The sequence below is a fragment of the Modestobacter sp. VKM Ac-2984 genome, from assembly GCF_026967985.1.
Lineage (GTDB): Bacteria > Actinomycetota > Actinomycetes > Mycobacteriales > Geodermatophilaceae > Modestobacter.
In genome coordinates this window covers 183,251-198,437 of sequence record NZ_JAPVBJ010000008.1, presented here as the reverse complement: position 1 = coordinate 198,437, position 15,187 = coordinate 183,251, and the positions used below count along the sequence as shown (strand labels likewise).

Here is a 15,187-nt window from a genome sequence, read left to right as displayed (position 1 = left end):
GGGACGCTATGCCCTCACCCCGACAGGAACACCCCCCTGACACGCACAGGGGTGAGACGAGACCTGTCGTTCGTCAGCTGGACTCCTGCCGGAAACGTCGGACGCCGAACCACCAGCCCGCGACGGCCAGCGCGACGGTGAGCGCGGCACCCCACAGGGCGGTGCTGCTGCCGTAGTCGCCGTCGAAGAACGCGCGGGTGCCCTCGACGACGTGCTTGAGCGGGTTGACGTCGCTGATCGCCTGCAGCCAGCCGGGCGCCAGCGACATCGGCAGCAGGATGCCCGAGAGCAGCAGCACCGGCAGGACGACGGCGTTGAGCAGCGGTGCGAAGGCGTCCTCGCTCTTCAGCGTCAGGGCGAGGGCGTAGGAGACCGAGGCGAACGCCGCGCCCAGCAGCGCGATGACCACCAGGGTGAGCAGCACGCCGGCCAGCGGGGCGCGCAGCCCCAGCGGGATGGCGACCAGCACCAGCACCGTGCCCTGCACCAGCAGGACGACGACGTCGCGCAGCACCCGACCCAGCAGCAGCGCGGTGCGGCTGGCCGGGGTGACCCGCTGGCTCTCGATGACCCCGGCCCGGTACTCGGCGATCAGCCCGAACCCGACGAACAGCGCCCCGAAGATGCCGAGCTGGACCAGGATCCCCGGCACGAACACCTGGTAGGAGTTGCCCGCGCCGAGCTGGACGGCGTCGGAGGTCAGCAGCGGGCCGAACAGCGTGATGTACAGGATCGGCTGCATCAGGCTGATCACCAGCCAGGCGGGGTTGCGCAGCGACATCCGCATCGCCCGGGCGAAGACGGTGTAGGTGTCCCGGACCAGGCTGCTGGTCGCGGTGGCGCTGGTCGTGCTGGTCGTGGGTGGCGTGGCCTCCGGTGGGGTCGCGACGGTGCTCATCGGGCTGCCTCCAGCGGTTCGGCGAGGACGGCGGCCGGTGCCCCGGTCTCGCGCAGCGACCGGCCGGTGAGGCCGAGGAACACGTCGTCCAGACTCGGCCGGCGGCTCTCGATGCCGGCCACGGCGATGCCGGCGGCGTCCAGCTCACGGACCAGGGCGACCAGGGCGGCGCCGCCGTTCGGGGCGCGACCGACCACCCGGGTCCCGTCGACCTGCGGTGCCTCGGCCCCGGGCAGGGCGGCCATCAGACCGGCGACCTGCCCGGCCGCGTCCGCGTGCTCGGCGGTGACGGTCAGGACGTCGCCGCCGACGTCGGACTTGAGCTGGTCGGGCGTGCCGGAGGCGACGATCCGGCCGGAGTCGATGACCAGGATCCGGTCGCAGAGCGCGTCGGCCTCGTCGAGGTAGTGCGTCGTCAGGAACACCGTCGTCCCGCGCTCGGCGCGCAGGCCGCGGATGTGCTGCCACAGGTTGGCCCGGGCCTGCGGGTCCAGCCCGGTGGTCGGCTCGTCGAGGAACACCAGGCCCGGGACGTGCACCAGGCCCAGCGCGATGTCCAGCCGGCGGCGCTGGCCCCCGGACATCGCCTTGGGCTGGCGCTCCCAGAGCCCGTCGAGGTCGAGCTCGCGGAACAGTTGCTTGCCGCGGGCGGTCGCCTCCTCGGTGCTGATCCCGTAGAGCCGGGCGTGGTCGACGACCTCCTCCCCGGCGCGGGCCTCGGGCGCGGTCGAGCCGCTCTGCGAGACGTAGCCGATCCGGCGGCGCACCCCGACCGGATCGGCGACCAGGTCGCAGCCGGCCACCGTGGCGGTGCCCGCGGTCGGGGTCAACAGGGTGGTGAGCATCCGCAGCGTGGTGGTCTTGCCGGCACCGTTGGGGCCGAGGAAGCCGACGATCTCGCCGGCCTCGACGTCGAGGTCCACCCCGGCGACGGCGTGCACCTCCTGCTTCTTCTTCCGGAAGGTGCGGGCGAGCCCGCGAGCGTGGATCACGCCGGGGATCCTCCACCGGTCCACCGACAGGAGTCGACCGTGTTCCGCTCCCGGCGGACGATCAGCGACGGACGCCGCGGCCCTCGCGGCGCGGCCGCAACACGACCAGCGCCCAGGCCGCCGGCACCAGCAGCACCGGCCACTGCAGCGCCACGTCGCCCAGCCACAGCAGCCCGGCCAGCAGGAAGAGGGCGATCCAGCCCGCCGTCCAGAGCCCCAGGGCCTGCCGCTCCTCCGTCGTCCCGCCGGCCACGACGGTCAGGCGCCGGCCAGCTCGGCGGCGACGACCGCCGGGGTCAGCGGCTCGTCCAGCAGCCGCAGGAAGCGGTCGGCGACCGGCTGCCCGGCCGGCCGGGCAGCCAGCCACGTCGAGAGCAGGTCGTAGCCCTCGACGTAGGTGGAGATGTAGGCCCGCCACAGCGGGTCGGTGAGGAACCGCAGCTGCTGGACGGCGCGGTCGTGGCTGACCAGCCCCCAACGCTGCAGGTGCGCGATCACCACGTCGGGGTCGGCGCCGCGGTCGTGCAGCAGGATCGCGGCGTCCTGGCGCACCCGGTTCAGCGGCGCAGCCGCGGCGGCGACCCGCTCGGCCAGGTGCCCGTCGAAGCGCAGCCCCAGGTCACCGAGGACGTCGGCCGACCAGGGCCCCCAGCCGGCGCCGATCGCCGCCTCGACGCCGAGGTCGGCCAGCCCCTCGGCCATCAGGCACTCGGGGGTGTTGACCAGGAAGACCGTGTGCTCCAGGTGCTGGTCGCGCTCGACCAGCCCGCGCTCTTTGCGGCAGTGCTCGGTGTGGTGCCCGGGGTAGGACTCGTGCGCGACCAGGTGCGGCAGCTGCGCGAGCCGGTGCGGCAGGTCGGCGTTGATCGCCACCCGGGAGCGATAGTCGCCCTCGTAGTAGTTGAACCCCGACCACGGCTTGTCGGTGACCACCTCGTAGCGCACCGTCTCGGCCTCGGGCAGGCCGTACTGGCCGCGGACCCGGTCGCGGAGCGCGGAGGAGAGCGCGTGCACCGCCTCCTCCAGCCGCTGGGGCGGGCACTCCTCCCGCCGCCGGTGCACCGCGTACCGCTCCGCCAGCGTCCCGCTGCCGGGCAGCAGCTGCTCGAGCTGGGCGTGCGCGGCGGCGTACTCGGCCGGGTCCCCGAGGGCGACCGACACCTGGAAATAGGCCTCGACCTCGGCGATGAAGCCGACCGGCTCACCGCCCAGCTTGCGGGCCGTGCACTCCAGGCCGGTGAGCTGACCGCGCAGGTAGGCGGTCCGGGCGGCGGGCAGGGCGGCGGAGTCGAGCTCGGCCAGCAGCGCCCGGGCCTGGTCGCGCAGCTGGTGCGGCTGGGGCGCCGGCTCGTCGGCGACCTGCGCCCGCAGCCGCTGGTCACCGGTGTAGGCGTCGACGAAGCCGGGCTCCAGCCGGTCGAAGCGCAGCCCCAGCCGCACGTACTCCAGGGGGACGTCGACCGCGCCGGCTGCCATGCCCCGAGTCTCTCAGCCCGCGGACCGACCTCCCGGACAGCCCCGGGTCAGCCGCCGAAGCGGCGGTGCCGGGCGGCGTAGGCACGCAGCGCCCGCAGGAAGTCGACCCGGCGGAACTCCGGCCAGTAGACATCGGTGAAGTAGAACTCCGAGTGGGCGGTCTGCCAGGTGAGGAAGCCGGAGAGCCGCTGCTCACCGCTGGTGCGGATCACCAGGTCCGGGTCGGGCTGCCCGCGGGTGTACAGGTGCTCGGCGATCTGGTCGGCGTCGAGCACCTCGATCAGCTCCGGCAGCGTCGTCCCCCGCCGGACGTGCTCGGCCAGCAGCGAGCGCACGGCGTCGGCGATCTCCCGGCGGCCGCCGTAGCCGACCGCGAGGTTCACCGTCGCCCCCGGCCGGTCCCGGGTGTCGCGCTCGGCCCGGGTGAGGACGCCGACGGTCTCCGGGGGCAGGAGCTCCAGTGCGCCGACCGCCCGCAGGTGCCACCGCCGGTCCGGGCCGGCCAGGTCACAGGCGACGCCCTCGATGATCCGCAGCAACGGGGTGAGCTCGGGAGCCGGGCGGGTCAGGTTGTCGGTGGAGAGCAGGAAGAGGGTGACGACCTCCACCCCGGCCTCGTCGCACCAGGAGAGCAGGTCGGCGATCTTGTCCGCGCCGCGGCGGTGCCCCTCGCTGACGTCCTCCAGGCCGATGGCCCGGGCCCAGCGTCGGTTCCCGTCGATGATGACGCCGACGTGCCGCGGGGTGTCGGCGCCGAGCAGCTGGCGCGCCAGCCGCTGCTCGTAGACGAGGGTGAGTGCGTCCCGGACCTTCGCGCGCACCCCCACGCCCTCACCCTAGGTGCCGTCCCCTGCTGTGGTCGGACCGCGCGCCGAGGCCGACCTGCGCGTCTCCCAGCAAGGTCACAAGCCGTCCGGGATGACGCGGTACCCACCGCTCCGTAACCTCGGCTCATGAGCGTCTCCTCAGACCGCGAGGACCACGTCCGGATCACCGCCGACGGCGCCGAGCTCCAGGCACCGGCCGACGAGGCGATCTCCACCGTCCGCGAAGAGGGCGAACGGGTCGAGTCCGTCGAGCGCCAGGCCCACGGCCAGGGCCCGTGGACACTGGCCGAGCACGGCGACCCCGACCACCCCGACACCCGCCCGCGGATGCGGGGCTGGCTGCACCTGTTCGCGTTCTTCGGCTCGATCGTCGCCGGCGCGGTGCTCATCCCGATCGCCGCCGTGCAGGGCGCCCGGGCCGGCTGGTCGGTGGCGCTGTACTGCGTCACCATCCTCGGGCTCTTCGGGGTCAGCGCGCTGTACCACCGCCGTCGCTGGTCACCGCGCGGCTGGAAGCTGATGAAGCGCGCCGACCACTCGATGATCTTCGTGTTCATCGCCGGCACCTACACACCGTTCGCACTGCTCGCCGTCCCTGAGCCGACCGGCTGGTGGCTGCTGGGCCTGGTCTGGGCCGGCGCCGCGCTGGGCGTGGCCCTGAAGGTGGTCTGGCCGCACGCGCCCCGCTGGTTGGGGGTGCCCATCTACCTGGCGCTGGGCTGGGCGGCGGTGTTCGTGATGGTCGACATCCTGCAGCTGGTCGGCGTCACCGCGATGGTGCTGCTGGCCGTCGGCGGACTGCTCTACAGCGTCGGCGCGATCGCCTACGCGAGCAAGCGGCCCAACCCCTGGCCGGGGACCTTCGGCTACCACGAGGTGTTCCACGCGATGACGATCGTGGCCGCCATCTGCCACTACATCGCCGTCTGGTTCGCGCTCTACAACTCCCCGCTCGCCTGAGCCGCCCGGCCGCTCACGGCGTCGGCGGCGCCCCCGGGTCGGTCGCCGGGGTCTCCCCCGGCACGGACGGCGCCGGTTCCGCCCCGCTCGTGGGTGCGGTGCTCGGCAGGGGCATCGGGACGACGGTCTCCTGGCCGTACTCGTCCCAGTCCCGCACCTGGCGCTGCTGCGGATAGGCGTTGCCCGGCTGCAACGGCGCGTTCGGCACCGTCTCGACCTGGTCGCCGTCGATCGTCACGTCGGCGAGGCCGTCGATCGGCCGCCCGTCCTGGTCGTAGAGCAGCACTCCGCGCAGCGGTTCACCGGTCGAGGAGAACGGCAGGATGTTCGTGATCGGCGTGCCGTCCTCGTGCACCAGGTGGTCGGGCTGCGGGTCGTCGACGTACACCGTCTCGGCAGTGGCGACGCCGGGCCCGTCGGCCAGGCCGACCAGCGCGACCAGCGTCAGCACCCCCAGCCCGGCGTTGACCAGCGCGGCACGGTGCCCCGGCTCGCGCTGCTCCGCCCGGGCGCGCAGGCCCAGCCGCACCGACCAGGCGATCGCCGCGCCGGTGACGAGCAGGCCGACCGGGCCGAGCCCGAGGGTGGGCACCGGGAAGGACGTGCCCCCCACGAAGACCACGTCGACCGCGGTCACGGCGGCCCAGGCGCGCACCACCCACCACGCCGGGCGCAGCTCGGGGAGGAACGCCTCGACCTGCCGCACCGGCTCCCACGCCCGGACCCGCTCGGCCAGCTCGGTCAGCCCGACCTGCTCGTGCTCGGGCGCCGGCGCGGCGGGCAGGGCAGCGGCGGCCCGCAGCTCGTCGGCGTAGTGACGAGGCGAGCCCAGCCGGAACTCGAGCGGCGCGTCGCCGTCCGCCGCCACCTCCGCCAGGTGGTCCTCGAGGTCCTCGAGCAGCTCCTCGCACCGGTCGGCCGGGACGTCGGTCAGCGCCGCGCGCACCGCCGCCGCGTACTCCCGCACCTCGGCCTGCCGGCCCACACTCGTCGCACCGGTCATGCCGCCACCTCCGGATCGGTCTGCAGCAGGGCCGCCATCGTGTCGGCGAAGCCGTGCCAGGTCTTGGTCGCCATCTCCAGCTGTGCCCGCCCGGAGACGTTGAGGCCGTAGTACTTGCGGTGCGGCCCCTCGGCCGAGGGGACGACGTAGCTGGTCAGGTGCCCGGCGGCGTACAGCCGCCGCAGGGTGCCGTAGACCGAGGCGTCGCCGACCTCCTCCAGCCCGGCCGCCCGCAGCCGCCGGACGACGTCGTAGCCGTAGCCGTCCTCGCCGTCCAGCACCGCGAGGACGGCGAGGTCCAGCACCCCTTTGAGCAGTTGCGTGGTGTCCATCGACGTCCTCCGGGTTGGTCGGTGCACCGCACAGTACTGCGCAGAACGCAGTAGCGGCCCAGCAGCCGTCCGGCGCGCCGCACGCCCGGCCCGCCGGGCGAGCCGCTCAGCTGAAGGGCGGGCGGTCGTCCAGGCGCACCGACAGCCGGCCGGCCCGGCGCCACAGCCGTGCGGTGAGGTCCCGGTCGGCGTCCGTCACCAGGTTGCCCATGACCCGCAGCGCGACGGTCATCAGTACCCGGGAGCGCATCCCCACGGGCCCGGCGGCCGGCAGGAAACGCGGCACGGTGAGCAGCCCGGCCAGCCGGCGGGCGATGGAGAACGCCTCGCCGTAGTGCCGCCGCAGCGTCGTGGGCCAGGCCTGCGACCAGTCGTCCTCGTCGAACAGCTCCACCACGCTGCGGCCGGTCTCCAGCCCGTAGTCGATGCCCTCGCCGTTGAGCGGGTTCACGCACCCCGCGGCGTCGCCGACCAGCGCCCAGTTGCGCCCGGCCACACCGGAGACCGCCCCGCCCATCGGCAGCAGCGCGCTGGCGGGGGCCTGGACGGCGCCCTCGATCTGCCACTCCGCGCGCCGCTGGTCGGTGTAGAGCTCCAGCAGGCTGCGCAGCCCCACCTCGGCCGGGCGGCGCTCGGTGGCCAGGGTGCCGACGCCGACGTTCACCTCACCGCGCTCGGCCCCCAGCGGGAACACCCAGCCGTAGCCCGACAGCAGCTCCCCCTCGGCGCCGCGGAGCTCCAGGTGCGAGCTGATCCACTCGTCGTCGCTGCGCCCCGAGCGCACGTAGCCGCGCGCGGCCACGCCGTAGACGGTGTCGCGGTGCCACTCCCGGCCGAGCACCCGGCCCAGCGGGGAGCGGACGCCGTCGGCCACGACGAGCCGGCGGCAGCGGACGGTCGTCGTCGACCCGTCGGGACGGCGGAACGCCACCGCGCCCACCCGGTCGCCGTCCCGCTCGACGTCCACCGCCCGGGCACCCTCCAGCGGGGTGGCCCCGGCGTCCAGCGCGACCGACCGGATCCGGTCGTCCAGCTCCGTGCGCGGGACCGCGCCGCCGTGGTCGGGCAGCGCGCCACCGGGCCAGGGCAGCAGCAGCTCCTGCCCGAAGCCGGCCGCCCGCAGCCCCCGGTTACGGCCGTGCGAGCGCACCCAGTCGCCGAGCCCGAGCCGGTCGAGCTCGGCGATGGCCCGAGGGGTCAGCCCGTCACCGCAGGTCTTGTCCCGGGGGAAGACGGCGGCGTCTGCGAGCACGACGTCGGCGCCACCGCGTGCGGCCCACGCAGCGGCAGCCGCACCGGCCGGACCGGCCCCCACCACGAGCACGTCGGTGTCGGTGGGCTCTGCGGTGTGGGGCACGAGGCCCAGTGTCCCCGATCCGCGCACAGGCCCACGGGCGTCCTACTGGGGACCCCGGGCACGCACCTCCTCCACGGCGGCCATCGCCTGCCGCAGCTCGGCCAGCCAGTCCTCGGCGTGCTCGCCGACCAGGCGCACGGCCCAGACCAGGGCCTCGGACCGGGACCGGGCCACGCCGGCGTCGACCAGGGTGTCGAGGACCAGGCGCTCGGGCTGGCGCAGCCGGGTCATCACCGGCACCGACAGCGTGGTGAACAGCTCCCGGACGTCGCCGCAGGACGCCCCCCAGGCCACCGACCGGCCGTAGCGCTCCTGGGCGGCGTCGGCGATCGCCATCCGCTGGCCACGGGTCTCCTCGCGGAAGCGGGCGACCCGGCCGGCCCGGGCGGCCGCGGGGTCGCCGTCGCCCACGTCGGGCTCGGGGACCGACCCCACGACGGTGATCTCGTCGCGGTCGACGGCCAGGTCGACCGGGCCGGTGAACCACTCGTCGGGCAGCCGGCCGGCGAACCAGCCGGCGACCTCGGCACGCTCGACCGGCGGTGGGGTGTCCGCCGCGCGGCCACGGGCACGCCCGCGGCCGGGGAAGCCCTCGGGTGGGAAGCGGTGGTGTGCGTGCACGGTTCCTCCTCGTTCGGTTCGGACACCATGCACTGTAATCATGTAATTAGACGCTGCGTGGGCTCATCGCTGCGCTGAGAGCGGACACCTCGGTGACCGGCGCCGAGCAGACGAACCCGCGGCAGACGTAGGCGGCCGGGCGGCCGTCCTGCAACGGCCGCCCGGCCAGCAGCGGCACCCCCGGCGCGTCCGGCTCGCCGGCCACCACGACCGCACCGGGGCTGACCGAGGCGCGCGCCGCGGCCGCCAGCGCGTCCCGCTCCGGGCCGGCCGGCCCGGACACCGCCACCTCCAACGGCCCGGCGAGCAGCGCCTCACCGACCGCGGCCGCCCAGCCCGCCGCCCGGGGTGCCTGCGCGACCAGCCGGGCCAGCGAGGCGACCGCCGCCTCCCCGCGGGCCCGGTGGTCCGGCGAGCCGGCCAGCGCCGCATAGCCGACCAGCGCACCCGCAGCGGCGGCGATGCCCGCCGGGGTGGGGCCGTCGGTGGGGTCGAACGGGCGGTGGACGAGGGCCTCGCCGTCCGCCGCGGTGTCGTGCCACCGGCCCTCGCCGTCGACGAACTGCGCGCCGACGACGTCGAGCAGCTCCCCGGCCCAGGTCAGCCACCGCCCGTCGGCGGTGGCCGCGTGCAGCGCCAGCAGCCCCTCGGCGAGGTCGCCGTGGTCTTCGAGCACGCCGGCGTGGGCGCCGACCTGGCCGTACCGGGAGACCCGGCGCAACCGACCGTCCACCCAGTGGACCCGGTGCAGCAGCTCGGCTGCCCGGACCGCGGCCCCGACCAGGTCCTGGTCGCCGACGAGCGCCCCGTGGTCGGCCAGCGCCGCGATCGCCAGCCCGTTCCAGGCGGCGACCACCTTGTCGTCACGGGCCGGCTGGGGCCGCTGCGCCCGCGCCACGGACAGCGCGGCCCGCACCCGGGCCAGCCGCGGCGCGTCGTCCGGGTCGCGCCGCAGCTGGAGCGTGGAGCTGCCGTGCTCGAACGTGCCCTCGGCCGTCACGCCGAGGACCTCGGCGGCCCAGGCGCCGTCGTCGGCCCCGAGCACCTCGACCAGCTGAGCCGGGGTCCAGACGTAGGTGAGCCCCTCGACACCCTCGGTGTCGGCGTCCAGCGCGGAGGCGAACCCGCCCTCGGCGGTGCCGAGGTCCCGCACGAGGAACCCGGCCGTGTCGTCGGCGACCCGCCGGGCCCAGGCGGCGCCGGTGGTGCGCCACAGGTGTGAACAGACCCGCAGCAGCAGGGCGTTGTCGTAGAGCATCTTCTCGAAGTGCGGCACCACCCAGTCCTCGTCGACGGAGTACCGGGCGAAGCCACCGGCCAGCTGGTCGTACACGCCGCCGCGGGCCATCGCCTCGGCGGTCTGCACGGCCAGGCCCAGGGACGTCGCGTCACCCCGGCGGGCGTGGGCGCGGAGCAGGAACTCCAGCACCATGGACGGCGGGAACTTCGGGGCGCCGCCGAAGCCACCGGCGCGACGGTCGTGGCTGTCCGCGAGCGCGTCGACGGCCCGGTCCAGGAACTCGGTCGACAGCGGGCTGGGGTCACCCAGGTCCAGGCGGCGGGAGATGCCGGCGACGATGCTCTCCCCCGCCTGCTCCAGCTCGCCGCGCCGGCCTGCCCAGGCCTCGCTCACCGCGCTCAACACCTGCCGGAACGCCGGGAGCTGCGGGTGCGGGCGGGGCGGGAAGTAGGTGCCGCAGTAGAACGGAGCGCCGTCCGGGGTGGTGAAGACCGTCATCGGCCAGCCACCCTGGCCGGTCAGCGCCTGGGTGGCGGTCATGTAGACGCTGTCGACGTCCGGGCGTTCCTCACGGTCGACCTTCACGCAGACGAAGCCGGCGTTCAGCTGCGCGGCCGTCTCCGGGTCCTCGAACGACTCGTGCGCCATCACGTGGCACCAGTGGCACGCCGCGTAGCCGACGGAGACCAGCACGGGCACGTCACGCCGGCGGGCCTCCTCGAAGGCATCGGGGCCCCACTCCCGCCAGTCGACCGGGTTGTCGGCGTGCTGCAGCAGGTAGGGGCTCGTCGCGGTGGCGAGACGGTTCGGCATGGCCCTCTCCTTCCCGTCCCCGGTCCCGCCCGAACGGCGCCACGGACCCCGAGCGGCGCCACGTGCGGGGCCGGCGCCCGTACGATCGCAGCTCGCGCCGACCCCCGGGAGCTCCACCGCATGGCCCACGTACCGCCGGATCGCCGGCCGACCGCGCGGTTCCGCCGCCCGGCCGACGGGCCATCTGTGGGCACCGCGTACCCGTCCGATCGGCTCCCGCCGTACGGCGACGACCGGTACGGCGCGCCGCCGGACGCCGGCTGGTACCCACCCCCGCCGGCCGAGGAGCAGCCCCGTCCGCAGCGGCGCTGGCGGCGCGGGGGCCGCGCCGACGGGTCACCGCCGCCGGCCCCGGAGCCGCGCCCCGGGCGACCCTGGCGCGGACGCCGTCGCGGCGCCCTCCGGGCACTCGGCCGGCTGGTCGCCGTCGTCTTCGTCCTCCAGGCGCTGGTGCTGGTGTCGCTGCGCTGGGTCGACCCGCCGACGACGGCGTTCATGGCGGCCAACCCCGGTGGCGCCGTCCAGCAGTCCGTGCCGGTCGAGCACGTCTCGCGGAACTTCCTCGCCGCCGTCATCGCCCACGAGGACGCCCAGCTCCCCTACCGCTCGGGCGCGTTCGAGTGGGACGGGCTGATGGCCCGCGCGGAGGCGCACCTGCGCGGCGAGGACGACCCCTCCGGGTCGACCATCCCGCAGCAGGTGGCCAAGAACCTCTTCCTCAACCAGGAGCTCAGCGCCTGGCGCAAGGCGGTGGAGGCCGGCCTGGCCGCAGAGCTGGCGCTGATCGTCGACGACCGGCGGATGCTCGAGCTCTACGTGAACCACGCCCAGTTCGGCCCCACGCTCTACGGCGTCTGCGCGGCCAGCTGGTACTACTTCGACACCCCGCCGGACACGCTGTACCCGGACCAGGCGGTCCAGCTCGCCGGGCTGCTGCCCTCCCCCGGGCACGTCCGTCGCGCCCCCGGCGGTGGGCTCGACTTCGACGTCGAGGACGGCCTCGGCTGGTTCTCCCGTTCGCACGTGGTCAACGCCCAGAACCGGCTGCCGGGCCACCTCGACCGGCTCGGGTTCCGGCCCGTCGAGGACGTCGGCATCACGGGGCTGGCCGCCGACGAGCCGGACTCCGGTGACGACTGCAGCCAGCGGCCCGCGGCGGTCGCCGAGCTGATCGCCGCGGAGGGCACCGCCTGAGGACGGCGACGCCCGGCCGCCGGCCGGGCCGATCCCGGTTCAGCCGGTGACCTCGACCTCGATGTCGTCCCCGTCGAACGACCGGTGTCCTGCGGCCGGCAGCGCCTCCAGCAGCGGCTCCCGGTAGCACCACACCGCGTCCTCGTACCGCCGGCCGGCGACGGTCAGGTGCTCGTAGCTCGCCACGCCCTTGTACGGGCACTCCGACGTGGTGTCGCTCGGCTCCAGGAACTCGGCCCGGACGTCGGCCTCGGGCACGTACCAGCGCACCGGCAGCCCGGTCTCGAACACCGCGATCGGCGCAGAGGTGTCGGCGACCACCTGGTCACCGACCCGGACCACGACGTGCCGGGACGAGCGCCGGGCGTCCACCCGGTGGAACGGGTCGCGCGGGTGCCCGAGCAGCTGCTCGTCCTCGATCGACCAGGAGTCCAGGCTCTCCAGGTCGAAGGAGAGGAGCCCGGCCAGCGGCGGGCAGCCGTCGATGGGCTCCGGGTAGGACCACGCCGCGTCCTCCACCCGGCGTCCGTCGACCTCCAGGTGCCAGTACCGGGCCTCGCCCTTGAACGGGCAGGTGGTGCGGGTGTCACTGGGCTGCAGGACCCCGGCCGCCACGTCGGCCTCCGGCAGGTACCACCGCGGCAGCAGCCCGGTCTCGTGCAGCAGCTGCGCCCGCGTGGTGTCCACGACGGTGCGCTCGCCGGACACACCGCGGATGCGCTCCTGCAGCGGGTGCAGGTACAGCGCGTGCGCGGGGGCGACCGACCACAGGTCGGCGTTCAGCTGCCCGGCCGAGGGCCGGGCGAGGGGACCGGTACCGAGGGTCAGCGACATGCCCCGACCGTAGGCGGATCCCGCGGTTGCCGCCCGGCCGCGGCGGGGGCGTGGTGCCTCGACGCCCAGACGGACGGGCAGTCACGAGATCGTCACGTTCAGCCGACCATCCACAGGGGCACGATCGAGGACGACACCGAGGAGGTCGTCATGGACCGGTATCGAACGCGTCCGCGGACGCTCGTCATCGTGCTGCTCGCCGCCGTCGCGCTGCTGGGCGGCGCACTGCCGGCCCAGGCGACCGGTGGTCCGTACTGCGGGATCCGCTGGGGATCGCTGCCCGAGAGCCAGCCGATGGGCGTCTTCCCGCCGGGCACCGTCACCGACGTCCGCGCCGGGCAGCACCCGTGCTTCGACCGGCTGGTGGTCGACCTGGCCGCGGCCGGTGACACCGGCTACGACGTCCGGTACGTGGACCAGGTCGGCGCCCAGGGCTCCGGTACGCCGGTGTCCGTCGCGGGCGGCGCCGTCCTCCAGCTCGTCGTGCGGGCACCTGCCTACGACGGTTCGCGCACCCCCACCTACCTGCCGGCCGACCGGACCCAGGTCGTCGACGTCGATGCCGCCCGGACCCTGCGCCAGGTGGCGTGGGCGGGCTCGTTCGAGGGGCAGACGTCGCTGGCGGTCGGCACTCGTGCCCGGCTGCCGTTCCGGGTCTTCGTGCTGGACGGCTCGCCGGGACGCCCCGACGGCGCCCGCGTGGTCATCGACGTCGCCCACCGCTGGTGAGGTCTCGCCGGGTCAGCCCGGTGACGGCGCGTCGCCCTCGTCGGGCTCGCGCTCCTTCAGGCGGAGCAGCCAGGCCGTGGCCCCGAGCAGGACCACCAGCACGCCGAGGACGGCGATCTCGGTGATCCGGTCGTCGAACTGCGCGCCCTTGCCCAGCACCCCCGCCGCCTCGACCGACAGCACGACGATCTCCTTGATCGAGGCGATGATCCCGACCAGCAGGAACGGCTCGGCCACCAGCTCCCGGCGCTCCACGGTGATCCGCACCGCGAACAGCAGCTCGACGACGATGAAGACGAGCAGCAGCACGTCGAGCAGCTCGAGCACCGGGGCCTGGGAGAGGCCACCGACCATCCCCCAGGTCGTCCTCCCGGCGATGACGAGGAGCACGAGGGCGCTGAGCACGAGGAACAGCGCGATGCCGGCGTAGACGACGTTCTCGCCGATCTCCAGGGCGCGGGTGCCCCAGCGGCCGGGGAGGGATCGTTTGTGCTGGTCAGAGTCCCGCCGGGCCCGCTGGGTCGCCATCCGGCGATGATCGCCGACCGCCGTCCCGCACGCGGCCGGACGACGGCGCGTGTCCCCCTCGGGGGTCAGGTCCCGGCCGGCCAGGGCCGATCAGTGCTGGACCACCGAGGCCGCACCCGGTCCAGCGGTGCCGGGCGGGTCAGGGGGCGGTGGGCCGCCCGTCCCGGGAGTCGTCGTCCTGAGGACGGGACGGCGGCTCGATCGCCAGCGGGGCACGCCGCAGGGTGTCCAGCAGCTCGGCGCCGGGCGCCCGGGCCGGGACGTCGACCATCAGCTCGGCCGGGCTGTCGGGCACCTGGTCGGCCGGGTCGAAGCTGCGCGGCAGGCCCTTGAGGTGCCGGGTCATCGACCGGCCCAGCCACAGCACCGCGATGAGCAGCAGGACGATGAGCAGCAGCCCCAGCGGACCGGCCTTGCCGACGTCCTCGGGGACCTGCTGCTGGTCGACGGCGAGCAGGGTGAGTGCGGTGGTCACGAGACACGCTCCGAGGTGTGGACGCCGGCGAACAGGTCGTCCTCCGGGACGACCGAGTCGACCAGCGAGCGGGCCAGCTCGTAGTCCTCGGTCGGCCAGGTGCGGGTCTGCAGGTCCAGCGGGACGGAGAACCAGCGGCCGGTGGGGTCGATCTGGGTGGCGTGGGCGATCAGGGCGGCGTCCCGCACCGGGAAGTACTCGGCGCAGGGCACCCGGGTGGTCACCCGGTGCGAGATGTCGTTGGCCGGGTCCCACTTCGCCAGCCACTCGGTGTACGGCGACTCGGCCCCCTCGGCCAGCATCGCCTCGTGCAGCGCCTTCGTGCGGGGCAGCGTGAAGCCCATGTGGTAGTAGAGCTTGCTCGGCTGCCAGGGCTCCCCGAGGTCGGGGTAGCGGTCCGGGTCGCCGGCCGCCTCGAAGGCGTGCACCGAGATGTCGTGGGTCTTGATGTGGTCCGGGTGCGGGTAGCCGCCCCGCTCGTCGTAGGTGAGCACCACCTGCGGGCGGAAGCGCCGGATCAGCTCGACCAGCGGCGCGGCGGCCTCCTCGACCGGCACCAGGGCGAAGCAGCCCTCCGGGAGCGGCGGCAGCGGGTCGCCCTCGGGCAGCCCGGAGTCGACGAAGCCCAGGAACTCCTGCTCGACCCCGAGGATCTCCCGTGCCCGGGCCATCTCCTCGTTGCGGATCTCCGCCATCCGCTCCCACACCTCGGGGCGGTCCATCGCCGGGTTCAGCACGGACCCGCGCTCCCCGCCGGTGCAGGTCGCCACCATCACCCGGGCGCCCTCGGCGACGTACTTGGCCATGGTCGCGGCGCCCTTGCTCGACTCGTCGTCGGGATGGGCGTGCACCGCGAGCAGGCGCAACTGGTCCGGTTCGCTCACCTGTGCTGCTCCTCGCTCCGCTCG

Annotated in this window: 17 protein-coding genes; 3 read left to right on the top strand and 14 right to left on the bottom strand. The window is 74.8% G+C overall.

Annotation, left to right across the window (positions count from 1 at the left end; all coding sequences use genetic code 11):
* Positions 1-73: 73 nt before the first annotated feature.
* The 5 genes from O2W16_RS16945 to O2W16_RS16925 form a co-directional block, all read right to left on the bottom strand.
* A complete protein-coding gene (locus tag O2W16_RS16945; protein WP_269159990.1) occupies positions 74-898 on the bottom strand; it encodes an ABC transporter permease in 825 nt (274 codons plus the stop codon).
* Positions 895-1,890: an ATP-binding cassette domain-containing protein gene (locus tag O2W16_RS16940; RefSeq protein ID WP_269159989.1), complete on the bottom strand. Its 996-nt coding sequence runs from the start codon at positions 1,888-1,890 to the stop codon at positions 895-897. Before O2W16_RS16940 ends, O2W16_RS16945 begins: the two co-directional genes overlap by 4 nt.
* A gap of 61 nt (positions 1,891-1,951) precedes the next feature.
* A complete protein-coding gene (locus O2W16_RS16935; protein WP_269159988.1) occupies positions 1,952-2,143 on the bottom strand; it encodes a hypothetical protein in 192 nt (63 codons plus the stop codon).
* Between the two features lie 5 nt (positions 2,144-2,148).
* Positions 2,149-3,366: a DUF885 domain-containing protein gene (locus tag O2W16_RS16930; protein WP_269159987.1), complete on the bottom strand. Its 1,218-nt coding sequence runs from the start codon at positions 3,364-3,366 to the stop codon at positions 2,149-2,151.
* Positions 3,367-3,413: 47 nt separating this feature from the next.
* Positions 3,414-4,193: an isoprenyl transferase gene (locus O2W16_RS16925; protein WP_269159986.1), complete on the bottom strand. Its 780-nt coding sequence runs from the start codon at positions 4,191-4,193 to the stop codon at positions 3,414-3,416.
* Between the two features lie 126 nt (positions 4,194-4,319).
* On the opposite strand from O2W16_RS16925, the gene trhA reads away from it, so the two are divergent.
* A complete protein-coding gene (trhA, locus tag O2W16_RS16920; protein WP_269159985.1) occupies positions 4,320-5,153 on the top strand; it encodes a PAQR family membrane homeostasis protein TrhA in 834 nt (277 codons plus the stop codon).
* Between the two features lie 13 nt (positions 5,154-5,166).
* Here trhA and O2W16_RS16915 read toward each other — a convergent pair whose 3' ends face one another.
* From O2W16_RS16915 to O2W16_RS16895, 5 genes are all read right to left on the bottom strand, one after another.
* Complete coding sequence (locus tag O2W16_RS16915) at positions 5,167-6,156, bottom strand: HAAS signaling domain-containing protein (RefSeq protein ID WP_269159984.1); 990 nt, start codon at positions 6,154-6,156, stop codon at positions 5,167-5,169.
* Positions 6,153-6,488 carry a PadR family transcriptional regulator gene (locus tag O2W16_RS16910; protein WP_269159983.1) on the bottom strand — a complete coding sequence of 112 codons (336 nt, stop codon included), beginning with the start codon at positions 6,486-6,488 and terminating at the stop codon, positions 6,153-6,155. The genes O2W16_RS16915 and O2W16_RS16910 overlap by 4 nt, the downstream gene beginning before the upstream one ends.
* Positions 6,489-6,594: 106 nt before the next feature.
* A complete protein-coding gene (locus O2W16_RS16905; RefSeq protein WP_269159982.1) occupies positions 6,595-7,845 on the bottom strand; it encodes a geranylgeranyl reductase family protein in 1,251 nt (416 codons plus the stop codon).
* A 42-nt stretch (positions 7,846-7,887) separates the two neighbouring features.
* The gene (locus tag O2W16_RS16900; RefSeq protein WP_269159981.1) at positions 7,888-8,466 is read right to left on the bottom strand and encodes a hypothetical protein; all 579 of its coding nucleotides are present in this window, start codon (positions 8,464-8,466) and stop codon (positions 7,888-7,890) included.
* Positions 8,467-8,512: 46 nt separating this feature from the next.
* On the bottom strand, positions 8,513-10,519 hold the full coding sequence (locus O2W16_RS16895; protein WP_269159980.1) for a thioredoxin domain-containing protein: 2,007 nt from the start codon (positions 10,517-10,519) through the stop codon (positions 8,513-8,515).
* Between the two features lie 186 nt (positions 10,520-10,705).
* Between O2W16_RS16895 and O2W16_RS16890 the strand changes: the two genes are divergently transcribed.
* Positions 10,706-11,713 carry a transglycosylase domain-containing protein gene (locus O2W16_RS16890; protein ID WP_269159979.1) on the top strand — a complete coding sequence of 336 codons (1,008 nt, stop codon included), beginning with the start codon at positions 10,706-10,708 and terminating at the stop codon, positions 11,711-11,713.
* A 39-nt stretch (positions 11,714-11,752) separates the two neighbouring features.
* Here O2W16_RS16890 and O2W16_RS16885 read toward each other — a convergent pair whose 3' ends face one another.
* A complete protein-coding gene (locus O2W16_RS16885) occupies positions 11,753-12,547 on the bottom strand; it encodes a DUF427 domain-containing protein (protein ID WP_269159978.1) in 795 nt (264 codons plus the stop codon).
* A gap of 150 nt (positions 12,548-12,697) precedes the next feature.
* Here O2W16_RS16885 and O2W16_RS16880 point away from each other — a divergent pair, with 150 nt between their 5' ends.
* Positions 12,698-13,276: an AMIN-like domain-containing (lipo)protein gene (locus tag O2W16_RS16880; RefSeq protein WP_269159977.1), complete on the top strand. Its 579-nt coding sequence runs from the start codon at positions 12,698-12,700 to the stop codon at positions 13,274-13,276.
* Positions 13,277-13,288: 12 nt separating this feature from the next.
* Here O2W16_RS16880 and O2W16_RS16875 read toward each other — a convergent pair whose 3' ends face one another.
* The 3 genes from O2W16_RS16875 to mca all read right to left on the bottom strand — a co-directional run bounded on the left by O2W16_RS16875 (position 13,289) and on the right by mca (position 15,163).
* Complete coding sequence (locus O2W16_RS16875; RefSeq protein ID WP_269159976.1) at positions 13,289-13,804, bottom strand: phosphate-starvation-inducible PsiE family protein; 516 nt, start codon at positions 13,802-13,804, stop codon at positions 13,289-13,291.
* A gap of 139 nt (positions 13,805-13,943) precedes the next feature.
* Positions 13,944-14,279, bottom strand: a complete 336-nt coding sequence (locus O2W16_RS16870) for a hypothetical protein (RefSeq protein ID WP_269159975.1) — start codon at positions 14,277-14,279, stop codon at positions 13,944-13,946.
* Entirely contained in the window at positions 14,276-15,163 is an 888-nt protein-coding gene (gene mca, locus O2W16_RS16865; protein ID WP_269159974.1) for a mycothiol conjugate amidase Mca, read from the bottom strand. Before mca ends, O2W16_RS16870 begins: the two co-directional genes overlap by 4 nt.
* Between the last annotated feature and the right edge of the window lie 24 nt (positions 15,164-15,187).